15 protein-coding genes are annotated in these 15,531 nt (G+C 63.7%); 11 read left to right on the top strand and 4 right to left on the bottom strand.

Features of this window, described 5'->3' with window-relative positions; all coding sequences use genetic code 11:
• Positions 1-4 precede the first annotated feature (4 nt).
• The 3 genes from LPB260_RS20275 (at position 5) to glmS (ending at position 3,252) form a co-directional block, all read left to right on the top strand.
• Positions 5-517, top strand: coding sequence for a M23 family metallopeptidase (locus LPB260_RS20275; RefSeq protein ID WP_208707669.1), 513 nt, complete (start codon positions 5-7; stop codon positions 515-517).
• Positions 518-618: 101 nt separating this feature from the next.
• Positions 619-1,389 carry a DeoR/GlpR family DNA-binding transcription regulator gene (locus LPB260_RS20280; protein ID WP_208707670.1) on the top strand — a complete coding sequence of 257 codons (771 nt, stop codon included), beginning with the start codon at positions 619-621 and terminating at the stop codon, positions 1,387-1,389.
• A 12-nt stretch (positions 1,390-1,401) separates the two neighbouring features.
• Positions 1,402-3,252, top strand: a complete 1,851-nt coding sequence (gene glmS, locus LPB260_RS20285; protein ID WP_208707671.1) for a glutamine--fructose-6-phosphate transaminase (isomerizing) — start codon at positions 1,402-1,404, stop codon at positions 3,250-3,252.
• A 221-nt stretch (positions 3,253-3,473) separates the two neighbouring features.
• Here glmS and LPB260_RS20290 read toward each other — a convergent pair whose 3' ends face one another.
• Positions 3,474-4,775 (bottom strand): DUF1329 domain-containing protein, encoded by a 1,302-nt coding sequence (locus LPB260_RS20290; RefSeq protein WP_208707672.1) that lies wholly within the window; start codon positions 4,773-4,775, stop codon positions 3,474-3,476.
• A 1-nt stretch (position 4,776) separates the two neighbouring features.
• Entirely contained in the window at positions 4,777-5,091 is a 315-nt protein-coding gene (locus LPB260_RS20295) for a hypothetical protein (RefSeq protein ID WP_208707673.1), read from the bottom strand.
• A gap of 144 nt (positions 5,092-5,235) precedes the next feature.
• Between LPB260_RS20295 and LPB260_RS20300 the strand changes: the two genes are divergently transcribed.
• Positions 5,236-5,730, top strand: coding sequence for a helix-turn-helix domain-containing protein (locus LPB260_RS20300; protein WP_208707674.1), 495 nt, complete (start codon positions 5,236-5,238; stop codon positions 5,728-5,730).
• Positions 5,731-5,878: 148 nt separating this feature from the next.
• On the opposite strand, the gene LPB260_RS20305 is transcribed toward LPB260_RS20300, so the two are convergent.
• A complete protein-coding gene (locus LPB260_RS20305; protein WP_208707675.1) occupies positions 5,879-6,817 on the bottom strand; it encodes a LysR family transcriptional regulator in 939 nt (312 codons plus the stop codon).
• Between the two features lie 174 nt (positions 6,818-6,991).
• On the opposite strand from LPB260_RS20305, the gene gtdA reads away from it, so the two are divergent.
• The 3 genes from gtdA (at position 6,992) to maiA (ending at position 9,493) form a co-directional block, all read left to right on the top strand.
• Positions 6,992-8,047, top strand: coding sequence for a gentisate 1,2-dioxygenase (gene gtdA / locus LPB260_RS20310; protein ID WP_208707676.1), 1,056 nt, complete (start codon positions 6,992-6,994; stop codon positions 8,045-8,047).
• A 15-nt stretch (positions 8,048-8,062) separates the two neighbouring features.
• Positions 8,063-8,761: a fumarylacetoacetate hydrolase family protein gene (locus LPB260_RS20315; protein ID WP_208707677.1), complete on the top strand. Its 699-nt coding sequence runs from the start codon at positions 8,063-8,065 to the stop codon at positions 8,759-8,761.
• Positions 8,762-8,848: 87 nt separating this feature from the next.
• A complete protein-coding gene (gene maiA, locus LPB260_RS20320; RefSeq protein WP_208707678.1) occupies positions 8,849-9,493 on the top strand; it encodes a maleylacetoacetate isomerase in 645 nt (214 codons plus the stop codon).
• A 90-nt stretch (positions 9,494-9,583) separates the two neighbouring features.
• Here maiA and LPB260_RS20325 read toward each other — a convergent pair whose 3' ends face one another.
• The gene (locus LPB260_RS20325) at positions 9,584-10,477 is read right to left on the bottom strand and encodes a LysR family transcriptional regulator (protein WP_208707679.1); all 894 of its coding nucleotides are present in this window, start codon (positions 10,475-10,477) and stop codon (positions 9,584-9,586) included.
• Between the two features lie 199 nt (positions 10,478-10,676).
• On the opposite strand from LPB260_RS20325, the gene LPB260_RS20330 reads away from it, so the two are divergent.
• The 4 genes from LPB260_RS20330 to LPB260_RS20345 all read left to right on the top strand — a co-directional run bounded on the left by LPB260_RS20330 (position 10,677) and on the right by LPB260_RS20345 (position 15,527).
• On the top strand, positions 10,677-12,086 hold the full coding sequence (locus LPB260_RS20330; RefSeq protein WP_208707680.1) for an APC family permease: 1,410 nt from the start codon (positions 10,677-10,679) through the stop codon (positions 12,084-12,086).
• Between the two features lie 47 nt (positions 12,087-12,133).
• A complete protein-coding gene (locus LPB260_RS20335; RefSeq protein ID WP_208707681.1) occupies positions 12,134-13,495 on the top strand; it encodes an aminotransferase class III-fold pyridoxal phosphate-dependent enzyme in 1,362 nt (453 codons plus the stop codon).
• 133 nt (positions 13,496-13,628) lie between these two features.
• Entirely contained in the window at positions 13,629-15,083 is a 1,455-nt protein-coding gene (locus LPB260_RS20340; protein ID WP_208707682.1) for an aldehyde dehydrogenase family protein, read from the top strand.
• Positions 15,084-15,272: 189 nt separating this feature from the next.
• Positions 15,273-15,527: a hypothetical protein gene (locus LPB260_RS20345; RefSeq protein ID WP_208707683.1), complete on the top strand. Its 255-nt coding sequence runs from the start codon at positions 15,273-15,275 to the stop codon at positions 15,525-15,527.
• Positions 15,528-15,531 lie beyond the last annotated feature (4 nt).

Consider the following 15,531-nt stretch of genomic DNA (forward strand, 5'->3'; position numbering starts at 1 on the left):
AAGGATGCCGTTACGCAAAGCCTGGCTAGGGGTGGCGGCTGCGCTGCTGTGGGCTGGTCTGCCGGAATGGCCCAAAATTCCGGTGGAGGGTGCCGGCCCCCGAGACTGGAACGCGCAGACCTTCTGGTACGAACCCTGGGGCCGCTCCGGCGTGCACAAGGGCATCGATATCTTCGCCAAGCCCGGCACTGTGGTACGTTCTGCCAGCTATGGGGTGGTGCTGTACCGTGGTGAGCTCGAGCGGGGCGGCAAGGTGATCCTCGCCCTCGGGCCGAAGTGGCGCATTCACTACTATGCCCATCTGCAAGCCTATGACGTCTATCCTGGGCAGCCGCTGCTTGGTGGCACTTACCTGGGCAGGGTCGGCGACAGCGGCAATGCGCGGGGCAAGCCTGCGCACCTGCACTATTCAGTGGTCAGCCTGCTGCCGTTGCCATGGCGAATGGACGATACGACCCAGGGTTGGAAGAAGATGTTCTACCTCGACCCCAACCAGGTCCTTTCACGCGCCGAGTGATGACCCGGCCCGGGATTCCGCCATTTGCCCATCTCGCGCTTGACGCAAAAGCTCCGTTAGGTTTTGATTCGCGCCATTAACTTTCGAATCGAAACTTATCCATGTCGAAACGCAACACCCCGCAGCGTCGCCACGCCATCCTCGCCCTGCTCGCTGAGCAGGGCGAGGTCAGTGTCGACGAGCTGGCCAGAGCCTTCGCCACCTCGGAGGTGACCATCCGCAAGGACCTCGCCGCCCTGGAGAAGAACGGCCTGCTGCTGCGCCGCTACGGCGGTGCGGTGCCGATGCCCCAGGAGCTCATAGGCGAGGGCGGTCAGCCGGTCTCCCGTTACAAGCAGGCCATCGCCCGCGCCGGCGTGGCGCGTATTCGCGAGCACGCGCGGATCATCATCGACAGTGGCACCACCACCGCGGCGATGATTCCCGAGCTGGGACACAAGCCCGGTCTGGTGGTGATGACCAACTCGCTCAACGTGGCCAACGCCCTGCGCGATCTGGAGCATGAGCCGGTGCTGCTGATGACCGGTGGAACCTGGGACCCCCATTCCGAGTCCTTTCAGGGACAGGTCGCCGAGCAGGTGCTGCGCTCCTATGATTTCGACCAGCTGTTCATCGGCGCCGACGGCATCGACCTGGCACGGGGCACCACTACCTTCAACGAACTGTTGGGGCTTTCGCGGGTCATGGCCGAGGTCGCCCGCGAAGTCATCGTCATGGTCGAGAGCGACAAGATCGGCCGCAAGATTCCCAACCTGGAGCTGCCCTGGAGCAGCGTCCATACCCTGATCACCGACGAGCGCCTCGCTGCCGAGGCTCGTGAACAACTGTTGGCGCGCGGGATCAAGCTGATCTGCGCAGCCGTGGAAGGCTAAGGAGAGAACACTATGTGTGGCATCGTAGGCGCCGTCGCCGAACGCAACATCACCGCTGTGCTGGTCGAGGGCCTCAAGCGCCTGGAATACCGTGGCTATGACAGCGCAGGGGTGGCGTTGCTCAACGCTCAGGGCCAGCTCGAGCGCCGCCGCCGGGTGGGCAAGGTCAGCGAGCTGGAGCAGGCCCTGGCCGCCGAGCCCCTGGCCGGTCGCCTGGGCATTGCCCACACCCGCTGGGCCACTCATGGGGCGCCGAGCGAGAAGAATGCCCACCCGCACTTCTCCGGCAGCGAGCTGGCGGTGGTGCACAACGGTATCATCGAGAATCACGAGGAGCTGCGTGCCCAGCTCAAGGACCTGGGCTATGTGTTCAGCTCGGACACCGACACCGAGGTCATCGTCCACCTGCTCGACCACAAGCTGAAGAGCCAGCCGGACCTCACCGCGGCGCTCAAGGACGCGGTCAAGGACCTGCACGGCGCCTACGGCCTGGCGGTCATCAGTGCCAAGCAGCCGGACCGCCTGCTCGCCGCCCGCAGTGGCAGCCCCCTGGTGATCGGCCTGGGCCTGGGTGAGAATTTCCTGGCCTCCGACCAGCTTGCGCTGCGCCAGGTGACCGACCGCTTCATGTACCTGGAAGAGGGCGACATCGCCGAGATCCGCCGCGATTCGGTGCAGATCTGGACGGTCGATGGCCAGCCGGTGCAGCGCGAGAGCGTGCAGTACCACGAGGGCGCCGAGGCGGCCGACAAGGGCGAATACCGCCACTTCATGCTCAAGGAAATCCACGAGCAGCCCAAGGTGGTGCAGCGCACCCTGGAAGGCCGCCTGGCCGCCGATCATGTGCTGACCCAGGCCTTCGGTCCCCAGGCCGCCGAGCTGTTCGCCAAGGTGCGCAATGTGCAGATCGTCGCCTGCGGCACCAGCTACCACGCCGGCATGGTCGCCCGTTACTGGCTCGAGGCGCTGGCCGGCGTGCCCTGCCAGATCGAGGTGGCCAGCGAGTTCCGCTACCGCAAGGTGGTGGTGCAGCCCGACACCCTGTTCGTCAGCATCTCCCAGTCCGGCGAGACGGCCGATACCCTCGCCGCATTGCGCAACGCCAAGGCCCTGAGTCCCGAGCAGGGCGGCTACCTGGCCAGCCTGGCTATCTGCAACGTCGGCATCAGTTCCCTGGTGCGCGAGTCCGACCTGACCCTGCTGACCCAGGCCGGACCGGAGATCGGGGTGGCCTCGACCAAGGCCTTCACCACCCAGCTGGTGGCCCTGCTGCTGCTGACCCTGGCCCTGGGCCGGGTGCGCGGCACCCTCGATCCGCAGCTGGAGGCCGAGCTGGTCGAAGAGCTGCGTCGCCTGCCGACCCGCCTCGGCGAAGCCCTGGCCATGGACACGGTGGTGGAGAAGGTTTCCGAACACTTCGCCGAGAAGCACCACACCCTGTTCCTCGGCCGTGGTGCGCAGTACCCGGTGGCCATGGAGGGGGCGCTCAAGCTCAAGGAGATCAGCTACATCCACGCCGAAGCCTACCCGGCCGGCGAACTCAAGCACGGCCCATTGGCGCTGGTCGACAGTGACATGCCGGTGGTCACGGTGGCGCCGAATGACGAACTGCTGGAGAAGCTCAAGTCCAACCTGCAGGAAGTGCGTGCGCGCGGCGGCGAGCTGATCGTCTTCGCCGATGAACAGGCGGGCATGAGCAATGGCGAGGGCACCCATGTGGTGAACATGCCGCACATCCACGAGGTGCTGGCGCCGATCCTCTACACCATTCCGCTGCAGCTGCTGTCCTACCACGTCGCCGTGCTCAAGGGCACCGATGTCGACCAGCCGCGCAACCTGGCCAAGAGCGTCACGGTGGAATAGGGCGAATCGACTGAGGGGCTGTCGAACGCCGAGGACGGCCAGCCGGCTGGAGCAGGGGAGGTATCGTTAGCACTGGCCGAGCGCGGTCTTCCGCGGTTTCATTCCATCGGGACGCGCTCGGTTTGCTCAGGAAGGTTGTCGAACCCAGGTGATGGGCAACTCATCGGTCGTTTCAGACGTCATCCCGATGAGTTGCGCCGTCATCAGCGGACGAGGCCGGCTTATTTGACTCCCATACGGCGCAGGGCCGCAGGTTGGAACTCACTCTTGGACGTTCTGACGCCAAACTGGATGGGATGCTGGGCATCCACCAGCAGTCCGTAGATCAGGTAGCGCGCGCTGTTCAGGTCGTAGATCGCCTCCCCGGCATACCAGGGCACGTCGGCGTAATGGAACTGCACGTGGAACCCCTCGGAGAATCGCCACAGCTCGCCGCGGTTGTCGTATTGCTCGGCCAGGGCGATCTGCCAGGTGTCCTCGTCGAGGTAGAACACGCGCTTGCTGTAGATGTGGCGCATGCCGGGCTTCAGTTTGCCGACTACCTTCCACACCCGGTGCTTCTCGTAGCGGGTCAGGTTCTGGTTGACATGGCCCTTGCCGGCGACATCGGCGACCGTAAGCGCTTGGTCGGTCAGGCGGAAGTTGTTGTAGGGAATGTAGATTTCCTCTTTCCCTTCCAGCGTCCAGTCGTAGCGATCCGGCGAGCCGATATACATGTCGGCGTTATCCGACGTGCGCAGACCGTCCGCCGCGGTGCCGGGGCCGTCATAGGCAACCTGCGGCGCGCGCCGCACCCGGCGCTGACCGGCGTTGTACATCCAGGCCAGGCGCGGCTGTTCCACCTGGTTGACGGTTTCATGAACCAGCAGGATGTTGCCGGCAAGGCGCGACGGGGCGAGTACGGCCTGGCGGGCGAAGAACAGGACGTTCTTGTCATCGACCTCGTCATAGCCATCGAGCTTTTCCGGCCACGCCCCCTCCTCTTTGATCCTGACTTCGCTGAAGCTGCCATTGGCCTGGGTGATGACCTGCAACTGATCGCGGACCAGGCTGCCCCCCCGGTAGCGCATGAAGTGGTTCCAGACGGCCTCGACGCCGTTCTTCGGCTCGGGGAAGGGGTAGTAGCCCTTGTAGCCCTCCACCCCGTTGCCGTCGGCGCTCAACTTTGCGTGACGCGCGTTGTACCTGGCGGCCTCCAGCACGGACTCAGGTAGCGCAGCCGTACGGTGGGTCGGATAGACATTGATAAAGTAGCTGTCCGGGTAGCGCTGAAACATGGCGATCTGGCCATCGGTCAGATGGCCCTTATGCGCCTGGTAGTTTTCAGGGGTGATGCGCAGCAACGAGGACTCGTTGGCAAACGGATCGGACAGTTCGGCGCCGGACACTTTGAGTCCACCGCTCCAGGCGGGGATCGAACCGTCGGCGTTAGCCGCCACTTCAGCGCCCAGCGCGGTCAGTTCCTGCGCATGAGCAGCCCCACTGCCGAGCAACAGCAAAGCAAACAGAATGGTATTTTTCATCTTACTTCACCTGCAGTTCATCAATTTTCGCCGCGGCCAGTTTCAGATAGCTCGGGCTGATCCCAGTGGATATCTGTTGGGCATAGGAAAACCAGCTGTAGGCAAACTGCGCGTGCTGCAGGGCAAGTTGCTTGCCGCTGTTTGCAGCGCTCAGGTGACACTCGCCAGCCGTAATGGCCATGCTGCTGCTGATCAGTTCCTTATCAATTTCATTGGTAAGGCAGACGTGTTCGACTTGCTCTTGACTTGCCGAGGCGTAGCCCACCAGGGACGCCGTGATGGCGGCCACGAGGCCGAGAGGCCGGATTCTGCTCATGTCGATCGCTCCAATATTTGCCATGCTGTGCGTGTGGTTCCATAATAGAACCAGCGCCAGCCTAGGTTCTGTAATAGAACCTGTCAAGGCATTTTGCGCGCTCGATCAGGGGCCCATATTTTTCAAGGTGTTAGGTGGTTGTTTATGGAAAGAGTGAGCTTTGAAGGGCGAAATTGCTCGCTGGCGCGGTCGCTCGATGTTCTCGGCGACTGGTGGAATGTGCTGATCGTCAGGGAGGCCTTGTGGGGCGCGAGCAAGTTCGATGACTTTCAGCGCAACCTGGGCATGTCGAAGAGCATCCTCTCCAAGCGGTTGAAACTGCTGCTCGAGCATGAAGTGCTGCAGAAGGAAAACCGCGGCGGCAGTGTCGACTACTTCCTCACGGAGAAAGGTCAGGAAATCAACACGATCATCATGAGCATGCTGCAGTGGGGGGATCGCTGGTATCCCCACGCCGAAGGGCCGCCCGTTGTCCTGATCAACAGGAAGACGGGGTCGCCTCTGACTCAGGTGAAGTTCTGTGACCAGGACGGTCAGGAAGTCAGCCTGGAGGAGATTGGCGTATGCGCAGGTCCCGGCGCCAATGCGGAAACCCGGGAGCGGATTCGCCAGGTACACCTCAAGCGCGCGATGGAGTAGCCGAGCTCCTTCGGGCGGCCGCTTGCCAATCGCCCAGACGAATCGGCCTCTAAGCCGGCGGGTGTCTGGATAATCGCCCCTGGCCGCGGCGGGGAGCGGGTTCACTCCCAGTCTTCATTCGGCGCCTGTTCTCGGCGCCAGCCGGAGTTCAGGTTGCCGGCGGCACACCGGTAGCCGGCATGTGTGCGGCTTCCCGCAGGCTTTCCAGCAGATCATCCAGCGCCGGGTCCTGATGCGGCTCATCGCGCCAGCACATGCCGAGCATGCCCTCGCCGTCCAGTTCGAAGTCGAGGATCTTGACCAGACCGCGCCCGGTGAAGTGCTCTGCCACCCGTCCGGAAACCGCCGACAGCATGTCACTGCTTTGCAGCAGCCACAGGTTGGCCATCAGCGAGGTTGACTCGACGCGGCAGGACAGGGGTTTGAGTCCGGCGCTGCTGAGCGCCGCATCGAGGCGGCTGCGGATGGGCGTGCCGGTTGGCCAGAGTACCCAGTCCTGGGCCTGCAGGTCCTGCCATTGAAGCTGCTTGCGCTCGGCGAGCAGGTGCCCGGGGCGCGCGACGATGCGCATCGGCTCGCGCTGAAGCATCTCGCTGTGCAGGTTGGCGCGCGGCTGATAGTTGTCCAGGCGACCCACCACTACGTCCAGTTCGCCCTGCTCGAGCTTCTCCAGCAGGGTGTTCATGGTGTTTTCCTGCAGCTCTACCCGGCCCTTGGGGTGGCGGCGAAGGAAGGCCATGACCGCGTCGGGAACCAGACTGGGCGCCGCCGCCGGGGAGGTGCCGAGAGCGACCTGGGGCGCGCCAAACTCCTGCAGGGCCGCCAGATTATGCTGGGCACGCTCCATCTCGCTGAGGATGCGCCGCGCGTGGTTGAGCAGCAATTGCCCCTCGGCGGTGGGCTTCAGGCCGCGGGCATGGCGCTCGAACAGCGTGGCGCCGACATCCTCCTCAAGTTCCTTGAGCCACTTCGACAGCCCGGGTTGGGTGGTGTGGGCCACGCGCGCGGCCTCACTGAGGCTGCCGGTTTCACTGAGGACGGTCAGCAGGTTCAAGTGATGCAGCCGCAGGCGTCGAGTCCAGTTCATGTCTTCGTATACCGTAAATGGTATGGATGCATATCAAAATATCATTATTAGGATATGTGTTCGAGTTGAATAATCCCCCATCGAACGCATTGCGCTTGCCGCCAAGCCGGTGCATCTGGAGCCGAGCGCGATGCGCGGGCAGACGATCAACTTGTTTGCATGAGGGGATGAGGAATGGACAGCCACGAGACCATTGGCGCCGCACGGCCAGACTTCTATCGCCGTATCGATGCCCACGCCTTGTTTCCGCTCTGGGAGCAGCTCCACAGCCTGGTGCCGGCGCAACCGGCAGGCCACTGCGTGCCGGCCCTGTGGCGCTATCGCGAGTTGCGCCCTTTCCTGATGGAGGCCGGCGAGTTGATTACCGCGGAGGAAGCGATTCGTCGGGTGCTGGTGCTGGAGAACCCGGCGATCCGCGGTCAGGCGGCGCTTACCCCTTCGCTTTACGGCGGCCTGCAGCTGATCCTGCCGGGCGAGATCGCCCCGAGCCACCGCCATAGCCAATCGGCCCTGCGCTTCGTGGTCGAGGGGCGGGGAGCCTATACCGCGGTCGACGGCGAACGGACCACCATGGAGCCGGGTGATTTCATCATCACCCCGTCCTGGACCTGGCACGACCACGGCAACCCGGCGGTTGTCGAGGGCGGCGAGCCGGTGGTGTGGCTCGATGGCCTGGATATTCCGCTGGTGCGCTTCTTCGGCGCCACCTTCACGGAAGACGCCGAGCAGGCGGTGCAGCCACTGACTCGCCAGGAAGGCAACAGCATGGCCCGCTACGGCATGAACCTGCTGCCGGTGCGGCAGCAGAGCAGGTCCCACACTTCGCCAATCTTCAACTACCCCTACGTCCGCACCCGTGAGGCCCTCGACACCTTGTTGAGGCAGGGCGAGGTGGATGCCTGGGACGGCGTCAAGTTGCGCTATGTCAACCCGACTACCGGTGGCTGGGCCATGCCGACCATCGCCACCTTCATGCAGATCCTGCCGCGCGGTTTCCGCGGACAGACCTATCGCAGCACCGATGCCACCGTGTTCTCGGTCGTCGAGGGCAAGGGCAGCGTGAGGATCGCCGGTGAGCGGTTCGACTTCCAGGACAAGGACATCTTCGTGGTGCCGAGCTGGGCTGCTGTGAGCTTCCAGACGGATGAAGACTGCGTGCTGTTCAGCTACTCCGACCGCCCGGTCCAGGAAGCGCTCGGCATTCTGCGCGAGCTGCGCGAACCCCAGTGACAGGAGGAGAAGACCATGACCTATGTATTTCCACCGCAGGCCCCGACCACGCTCCCGGTTGTCGGCAGTGATCAACAGTTTCCGGTGCGCCGGGTCTATTGCGTAGGCCGCAACTATGCCGCCCATGCCATCGAGATGGGATTCGATCCAGACCGTGAGCCACCGTTCTTCTTCTGCAAGCCCGCCGATGCCGTGGTCGCCGTGACCCATGGCCAGACGCTGGAGCTGCCGTATCCAACGGAAACCAGCAACTACCACTATGAGATCGAACTGGTCGTGGCCATCGGCAAGGCGGGGCGCGACATTTCCCTGGAGCAAGCCGAAGCGCACATCTTCGGTTATGCCGTGGGCCTGGACATGACCCGTCGCGACCTGCAGATAAAGATGCGGGAAATGGGCCGACCCTGGGAGCTGGGCAAGGCGTTCGACGCCTCGGCGCCCATCGCGCCACTGTATCCGGCGGCGCAGGTCGGTCCGCTTAAGGACGCCGGCATCTGGCTGCAGGTCAACGACATCGACAAGCAGCGCAGCGACATTGCCAAGCTTATCTGGTCGGTGCCGGAGACGATCTGCTACCTGTCGCGGTTCTTCGAGCTGCAACCCGGCGACCTGATCATGACCGGCACCCCTGAAGGCGTGGGCGCGGTCGGCCCCGGCGACCTGATGGTCGGCGGCGTGGATGGCCTTGGGGAAATCCAGGTGCGCGTGGTGTAACACGCCGTCCAACCAAGTCGTATCAGGCCATCCGGCTCGACCGACGATCGAGCCGGCAGGAAGGCCTAACTATGGGGAAGGCAGGCCATGCAGCTCTACGGTTTCTTTAACAGTTCGACGTCCTACCGGGTGCGCCTCGCGCTGGCACTCAAGGGATTGGACTACGACTACCACGGCGTGAATCTGCGCGGCGGCGAGCAGTACAGCCCGGAGCATCGTGAGCGAAGCCCGATCGGCGGCGTACCGGTGTTGATCAGCGAAGACGGCGCCGAGCTGACCCAGTCGCTGGCGATCATCGACTACCTCGATGGCCGCTATCCGCAGCCGCGCCTGATTCCGCTCGACCCGTCCACGCGGGCTCGCGTGCTGGAGATCGCCTGCCTGATCGCCGTCGACATCCACCCGATCAACAACCTGCGGGTGCTCAACTACCTGAAGCGGGAATTCGACTGCTCGCCCGAGCAGCAGAAGGCCTGGTACGGGCACTGGGTGGCGGAGGGCCTGGGCGCGGTGGAGCAATTGCTGCAGCGCCGGGGCCAGGTCGGCCCCTACTGTCTGGGCGACACCCCGACCCTGGCCGATTGTTGCCTGGTGCCGCAGGTGGCCAATGCCCAGCGCATGGGCTGTGACCTGCAGGCCTACCCGCGAGTGTTGGCGGTCTATGCACACTGCCTCGCTCAACCGGCATTCCAGGCGGCGGCGCCGGCCAATCAACCCGACTACGTCGGCTAGTCGGCGAGGCGCGCGTTCGGCCAGTCGGTCATCCACCGGGCTGATGCGCCGCCGAGCGCGATCCTGCCGCGGCCGGGGCAAGTACGCAGGCTAGTGTCGGCGGATATGTTCCAGCAGCCAGCTGGTCGCGGGACCGAGTTCCGAGCCGACGCGCTGCACCACATGGGCGGCGAGCGTTTCGCCGGCCACGGGAAGGGCTTCCAGTTGCAGGGCGACGAGTGATCCGTCGTCGAGATGTGGGCGGGTGAGGTGTCCCGGCAGACTGCCCCAGCCCACACCGGCGCGGATCAGTTGCAGCTTCATCTGGATGTCGGTCACCCGCCAGCTGTTGGAGGAGAACACGTTGAAGTCGCGGCCGCTGGTCAAGTTGCTGCGGTCGGACAAGACGATTTGCGGGTGGTCACGGAGCAGGTGGGTGGAAATGCGCCCGTCAACTTGCGCCAGTGGGTGATCGGGAGCCGCCACCACTTGGGTATCGATGGGGGACAAGGCATGGCCGATAAGTCCCGCGGGAACTTCGGGAAGGGTGGCGAGAATACCGAGGGCGCAGGTTCCGTTTAGCACCAGGTCGGCAACTCCGCCGAGCGAATCGGAATAGATTCTCAACGATACTTCGGGAAACTGTCGATTGAACTCATTGAAGAGTGAACTCAGGGGGATGAGCGGATAAACCAAGTCGCTGACAATTGAAACTTCCGCCTCCAGTCCGGCAGACATTGCCCGGGCGTGAGTCTTGAGTCGGTCAGTTCTGGCGATAATTTCTTTTATTTCTCCCAGTAGTGTCTTTCCGGCTGCGGTCAGTACCGGCCGATATCCGCTGCGATCAAAAAGTTCAACATCCAGTTGCGACTCAAGTGTCGATATTGAGTAGCTGACGGCCGACTGCGCGCGCCTTAAACGCCTGGCGGCGGCGCCGAAACTGCCTTCCTCGACGATGGTCAACAACACCCGCAATTGGTCGAGGGAGAGGCCTTCAATGTTCATGTTGGACACTCGGCACTTAATCTAAAAATTAGATCATCTTAGACAGAAGGATGCGCATATTCAAGGTAGAACAAAGCGCCTACAACATCACCACGGTTTACCGGAAATACCGAAAGACAACTAAGTGCGGCCCGACAAACAACATTCCGACGTGCAGGCGAACGCCGTGATGTCGCGACGAAAACAATGAGGTGAGCAGATGAACGACAAGAACTATGAGTTAAGAAGAAACTCAATCGGCCCCATGCAATTGGTGTGTTTCGTCATTGCCGCTGCCGGCCCGCTGGCCGCGACGGTCGGTGCATCGCCAGCCGCCTTCTCTTTCGGCAACGGTCTGGGCGTGCCGGCGGTCTACGCCTTCGTCGGTCTCATGTACCTGATCTTCAGCATTGGCTTCATGGCCATGAGCAAGCATGTCAAGAGTGCCGGCGCCTTCTACAGCTATGTCGCCCTGGGTCTGGGCAATGCCTCGGGACTGGGCGCGGCGTTTGTCGCGGTGGTGACCTATACCACGGTGCAGTGCGCGATCTACGGCCTGTTCGGTCTGATGTTGGAGGAAATGCTCTCCGGCCCGCTAGGGGTGCAGGTTCCCTGGTGGGTGTACTCGCTGGGCGCGCTGTTTCTGGTGCACCTGTGCGGCAGCCGCAACATCGACTTCAACGCGAAACTGCTGCTGGTCCTGATGGCCGGCGAAGTGGCCTCGCTGCTGCTGTTCGACCTGGTCGCGCTGCTGAGCGCGGACGGCCACGCAGAAGTGGTTGGCGAGGTGGTTGCCCTGTCCAATATTTTCTCTCCGGGACTCGGCATCACCATCATCTTCGCCGTGACCTGTTTCCTCGGCTTCGAAGCCACCGCCATCTACGCCGAGGAAGTCAGGAATCCGGAAGTCAACGTACCGAAGGCCACCTATATCTCGGTCATCGTCATTGCCCTGGTCTACACCCTGAGCACCGCGTCGCTGGTACTCGGATATGGCGTGCATGAAGTGGTGGACGCGGCCAAGAATGCACCGGCCAGTTTCGTCTTCGATATCAATACCGCCTATGTCGGCGAGTTCTCCACGCGGATCATGAGCGTGCTGTTGGTGACCAGCTTGTTTGCCGCGCTGTTGTCGTTCCACAACGCCCTGGTGCGTTATTACCACGCCCTGGCCAAAGTGGGTGTGTTGCCGAAGAAGTTCGCCGAGGTGAACCCGGTTCATCAAATTCCGACCAATGCCGGTGCCCTGCAATCCATTACCGCACTCTTGCTGGTAGGCGGCTTCGCGGTGATGCAGCAGGACCCCTTCGCCATCCTCTACTCGTGGATGAGCACCATTTCCACCATCGGCCTGCTGTTCGTTCAGTTGCTGGTGATGGTCGCGGTCATTGGTTACTTCCTGAGAAACAAGCACCAGGTCTCGATGCGCCGAGGGCTGCTGGCCCCGGGCCTGGCAGCGCTCTGTCTGCTCGCCTGTCTGGTGCTGGTCATTGCCAATCTCAACCTGTTGAGCGGATCCGAATCCTGGGTCGCGTATTCCTTCCCCATGTTGATCGCTTTCAGCTGGTTGGCGGGCTACCAGTTGGCCAAGTCCGGGGTGCGTCTGGGTGAACAGGAAGTCGGTGTTTAACACCGCACGGATTAACGCATTGATAACCGCTGAACCGGAGAACAATCATGAAAGCGCTCAATAAAGCATCTATTCGCGACAACAACACCAAGTATCAATGGCACTCCCACACTCAGCCAGGACGCGACAAGGACTGGCGGCCGATCGTCATCGCCAAGGGCGACGGCTGCTATGTCGAGGATATCGACGGCAAGCGTTATGTCGACGGACTGGCCGGCCTGTGGTGCGTGAACGTCGGCCACAACCGCCCGGAGATCAAGCAGGCAATTGCCGATCAGCTCGATCAGATCGAGTACTACGCCTCCTTCCTCGGCACGACCACGCCGCCGTCGATCGAGCTGTCGAAGAAGCTCATCGAGATGACCGCCCAGGAGGGCATGGACAAGGTGATTTTCTCCTCCGGTGGCTCGGACGCCGTGGAGAATGCCCTGAAGATCGCCCGGCAGTACTGGCGCGTGCAGGGCAAGGGCGAACGCACCAAGTTCCTCTCGCTCAAGCAGGGCTATCACGGCATCCACATCGGCGGCGCCTCGGTAAACGGCAATACCTTCTTCCGCAGCAACTACGAGCCGCTGCTGCCGGGCTGCTATCACGTGGCGACGCCCTGGTTGTACCGCAATCCCTGGACCCAGGACCCGGAGGAGCTGGCGGCGATCTGTGCCGACCTGCTGGAGCGGGAGATCGTCTTCCAGGGCCCGGAGACCATTGCCGCCTTCATCGCCGAGCCTGTCCAGGGCGCTGGCGGCATCATCATCCCGCCGGCCAGCTACTGGCCGATGGTGCGGGCGATCTGCGACAAGTACGGCATCCTGCTGATCGCCGACGAAGTGGTGACCGGTTTCGGCCGTGCCGGGGAGATGTTCGGGGTGCGCGCCTGGGGCGTGAAGCCGGACATCATGACCCTGGCCAAGGGCATCTCCAGCGGCTACATCCCCCTGGGCGCCACCGTGCTGAGCGAGAAGGTCACCTCGGCCTGGGAAAACAGCACCTCCGATGCCGGCATTCTGACCCTCGGCTACACCTACGGCGGCCACCCGGTGGCCTGCGCGGCGGCCCTGGCCTGCCTGGACATCACCGAGAAGGAAGACCTGCCGGGCAATGCCAAGCGCCAGGGCGAGCGCATGCTGTCGGCGGTCAAGCACTTCGCGACGACCTACAAGTCGGTGGGCGACGTGCGCGGCATGGGCCTGATGGTCTGCCTCGAGCTGGTCAGCGACAAGAAGACCAAGGAGTCGGTGGATGAGGGCTTCGTCCAGCAACTGGCGAGCAAGGTGATGGAGGCGGGGGTGATCATCCGTCCGGCCGGACAGAAGCTGATCGCCTCGCCACCCCTGGTGATCAACGACGCGGAGTGCGACAAGATCGTCGAGGCGCTCACCTATGCCTTCGATGCCCTGGACCGCCACTGAGGCGTGGACCCTGTTCCGCTGATGCGGCCGATCGGGAGTGCCGCCGAGACCATTCAGGCACTCCCCGACTCTCCCGCGAACGGCACCCGGCAGACGCCGGGCGCCCTCGCCTGAATACCCTGTGGAGTTATCGATGAGCACGAACAAAGCCTTGCACTGGATTGGTGGCGAGTGGCTGGACTCTGGCACCACCCGGGAGTCCTTCAACCCGGCCAACGGGGAGCCGCTTGGCGTCTATGCCGACGGCGGCACGGAGCAGGCCCGGGCGGCGGTCGCCGCTGCCAAGCTGGCCTTCGCCGAACCCGCGTGGAAGCACGACAGGCAGCTGCGGGCGAGGGTCCTCAGCGACCTCGCCGATGCCTTCGAGCTGTACGCCAATGCCCTGATCGACCAGCTGTGTCTGGAGAATGGCAAGACCCGGGCCGAAGCCACCTTCGAGGTGACGATGGTGCCGAACAAGCTGCGTTACTACGCCTCGCTGGTCAGAACCGACTATGGTCGCGCGCTCGACGCGGTGCCGGGCAAGTTGTCGATTCTGCTGCGCGAGCCGATCGGTGTGGCCGGCATCATCGTGCCGTGGAACTCGCCGGTGGTGCTGCTGGTGCGCTCCCTGGCGCCGGCGCTGGCGGCTGGCGCCACGGTGGCGGCCAAGATGCCGGGGGAAACGGCGCTGACCAATGCCCTGATCGCCCGGGTGATCGCCGAAGTGGCGTCGCTGCCGACCGGGGTGATCAACCTGTTCACCGAGTCCGGCGCCGAGGGCGCCAAGCACCTGGTCGATTCTCCCGATGTGGCGGCCATCAGTTTTACCGGCAGCACCCAGACTGGCCAGGCCATCGCCCAGGCGGGCAGCAAGACGCTCAAGCGCCTCAGCCTGGAGCTGGGCGGCAAGACGCCGATCATCCTGCTGGACGATGCCGACGTGGAGGCCGCGCTGCCGGTGCTGGAGAAGTCGGTCACGGTGTTCGCCGGGCAGTTCTGCATGACCGGCTCGCGCCTGTTGGTGCACCGCTCCCTCGAGGGTCGGGTGCTGGACCTGCTGGCCTCGCGGTTGGCCCAGGTCCGGGTCGGCCCCGCCAGCGACCCGGGCAGCGACATGGGGCCGATGATCAGCCAGGCGGCGGTCGAGCGGGTCGATGGGCTGGTCGAGCAGGCCATTGCCCAGGGCGCGCAGGTCATCTACCGGGGCGGCCGCCCGGAGGCGGGCGCTCACCCCCAGGGCGCCTTCTACCGCCCGGTGTTGCTCAAGGTGTTCGACCCGGACGCGGCCATCGTGGCCAACGAGACCTTCGGCCCGGTCATGACGGTGCAGGTGTTCGACTCGGACGAGGAAGCGATTCGCCTGGCCAACCACAGCGCCTACGGCCTAGCCGCCAGCGTCTGGAGCCGGGATATCGACCGGCCGCTGCGCCTGGCCCGGGCGCTGGATGTCGGTACCGTGTGGGTCAACGACTGGGCCTGCGTGCACGATGAGTTCGAGGAAGGCGGCACCAAGATGTCCGGACTCGGTCGCCTCAACGGCCCCTCGGCGATCGAGCATTTCACCGAGTTCAAGCACATCAACCTGAAGCCCGGGCTGTCCGCCTGATCCATCGGTGGGCGGCACGATGGAGCGCTGCCCGCCGGGTGCGCCAAGAGATGCCCGTCGCCGACAGCCATGCCGGGGCGGGCATTTTATCGTCGGCCTGTAACGCCAGCCGCAGACCGTCCTCTAGTTCTGTACCGATGGCCCAGATCGAAGGTCATCGGCTCAATCAGACTGTTCGAGGATCACTCCATGAATACCAAGACCACCGCCACCGGCGCCGCCCTGGCTTTTGCCGCCGCTACCCTGTTCGCCGGCCTGACCAGTACCGTCGCCGTGGCCGAAGAGGCGCAGATTCATTGCTACGGCGTCAATGCCTGCAAGGGTCAGAACGACTGCAAGACCGCCAGCAACGCCTGCAAGGGCCAGGGCTCGTGCAAGGGGCAGGGCTTCAAGACCATGACCCTGGCCGAGTGCAACCTTGCCAGGGGCCGCGTAGGCGAGTGAGCGA

It is taken from the genome of Pseudomonas sp. LPB0260, assembly GCF_013388395.1.

Excerpts from the sequence above, each read along its gene's own strand:
- LPB260_RS20275 (WP_208707669.1), top strand. The coding sequence starts at position 5 with ATGCCGTTACGCAAAGCCTGGCTAGGGGTGGCGGCTGCGCTGCTGTGG.
- LPB260_RS20280 (WP_208707670.1), top strand. The coding sequence starts at position 619 with ATGTCGAAACGCAACACCCCGCAGCGTCGCCACGCCATCCTCGCCCTG.
- glmS (WP_208707671.1), top strand. The coding sequence starts at position 1,402 with ATGTGTGGCATCGTAGGCGCCGTCGCCGAACGCAACATCACCGCTGTG.
- LPB260_RS20290 (WP_208707672.1), bottom strand. The coding sequence starts at position 4,775 with ATGAAAAATACCATTCTGTTTGCTTTGCTGTTGCTCGGCAGTGGGGCT.
- LPB260_RS20295 (WP_208707673.1), bottom strand. The coding sequence starts at position 5,091 with ATGAGCAGAATCCGGCCTCTCGGCCTCGTGGCCGCCATCACGGCGTCC.
- LPB260_RS20300 (WP_208707674.1), top strand. The coding sequence starts at position 5,236 with ATGGAAAGAGTGAGCTTTGAAGGGCGAAATTGCTCGCTGGCGCGGTCG.
- LPB260_RS20305 (WP_208707675.1), bottom strand. The coding sequence starts at position 6,817 with ATGAACTGGACTCGACGCCTGCGGCTGCATCACTTGAACCTGCTGACC.
- gtdA (WP_208707676.1), top strand. The coding sequence starts at position 6,992 with ATGGACAGCCACGAGACCATTGGCGCCGCACGGCCAGACTTCTATCGC.
- LPB260_RS20315 (WP_208707677.1), top strand. The coding sequence starts at position 8,063 with ATGACCTATGTATTTCCACCGCAGGCCCCGACCACGCTCCCGGTTGTC.
- maiA (WP_208707678.1), top strand. The coding sequence starts at position 8,849 with ATGCAGCTCTACGGTTTCTTTAACAGTTCGACGTCCTACCGGGTGCGC.
- LPB260_RS20325 (WP_208707679.1), bottom strand. The coding sequence starts at position 10,477 with ATGAACATTGAAGGCCTCTCCCTCGACCAATTGCGGGTGTTGTTGACC.
- LPB260_RS20330 (WP_208707680.1), top strand. The coding sequence starts at position 10,677 with ATGAACGACAAGAACTATGAGTTAAGAAGAAACTCAATCGGCCCCATG.
- LPB260_RS20335 (WP_208707681.1), top strand. The coding sequence starts at position 12,134 with ATGAAAGCGCTCAATAAAGCATCTATTCGCGACAACAACACCAAGTAT.
- LPB260_RS20340 (WP_208707682.1), top strand. The coding sequence starts at position 13,629 with ATGAGCACGAACAAAGCCTTGCACTGGATTGGTGGCGAGTGGCTGGAC.
- LPB260_RS20345 (WP_208707683.1), top strand. The coding sequence starts at position 15,273 with ATGAATACCAAGACCACCGCCACCGGCGCCGCCCTGGCTTTTGCCGCC.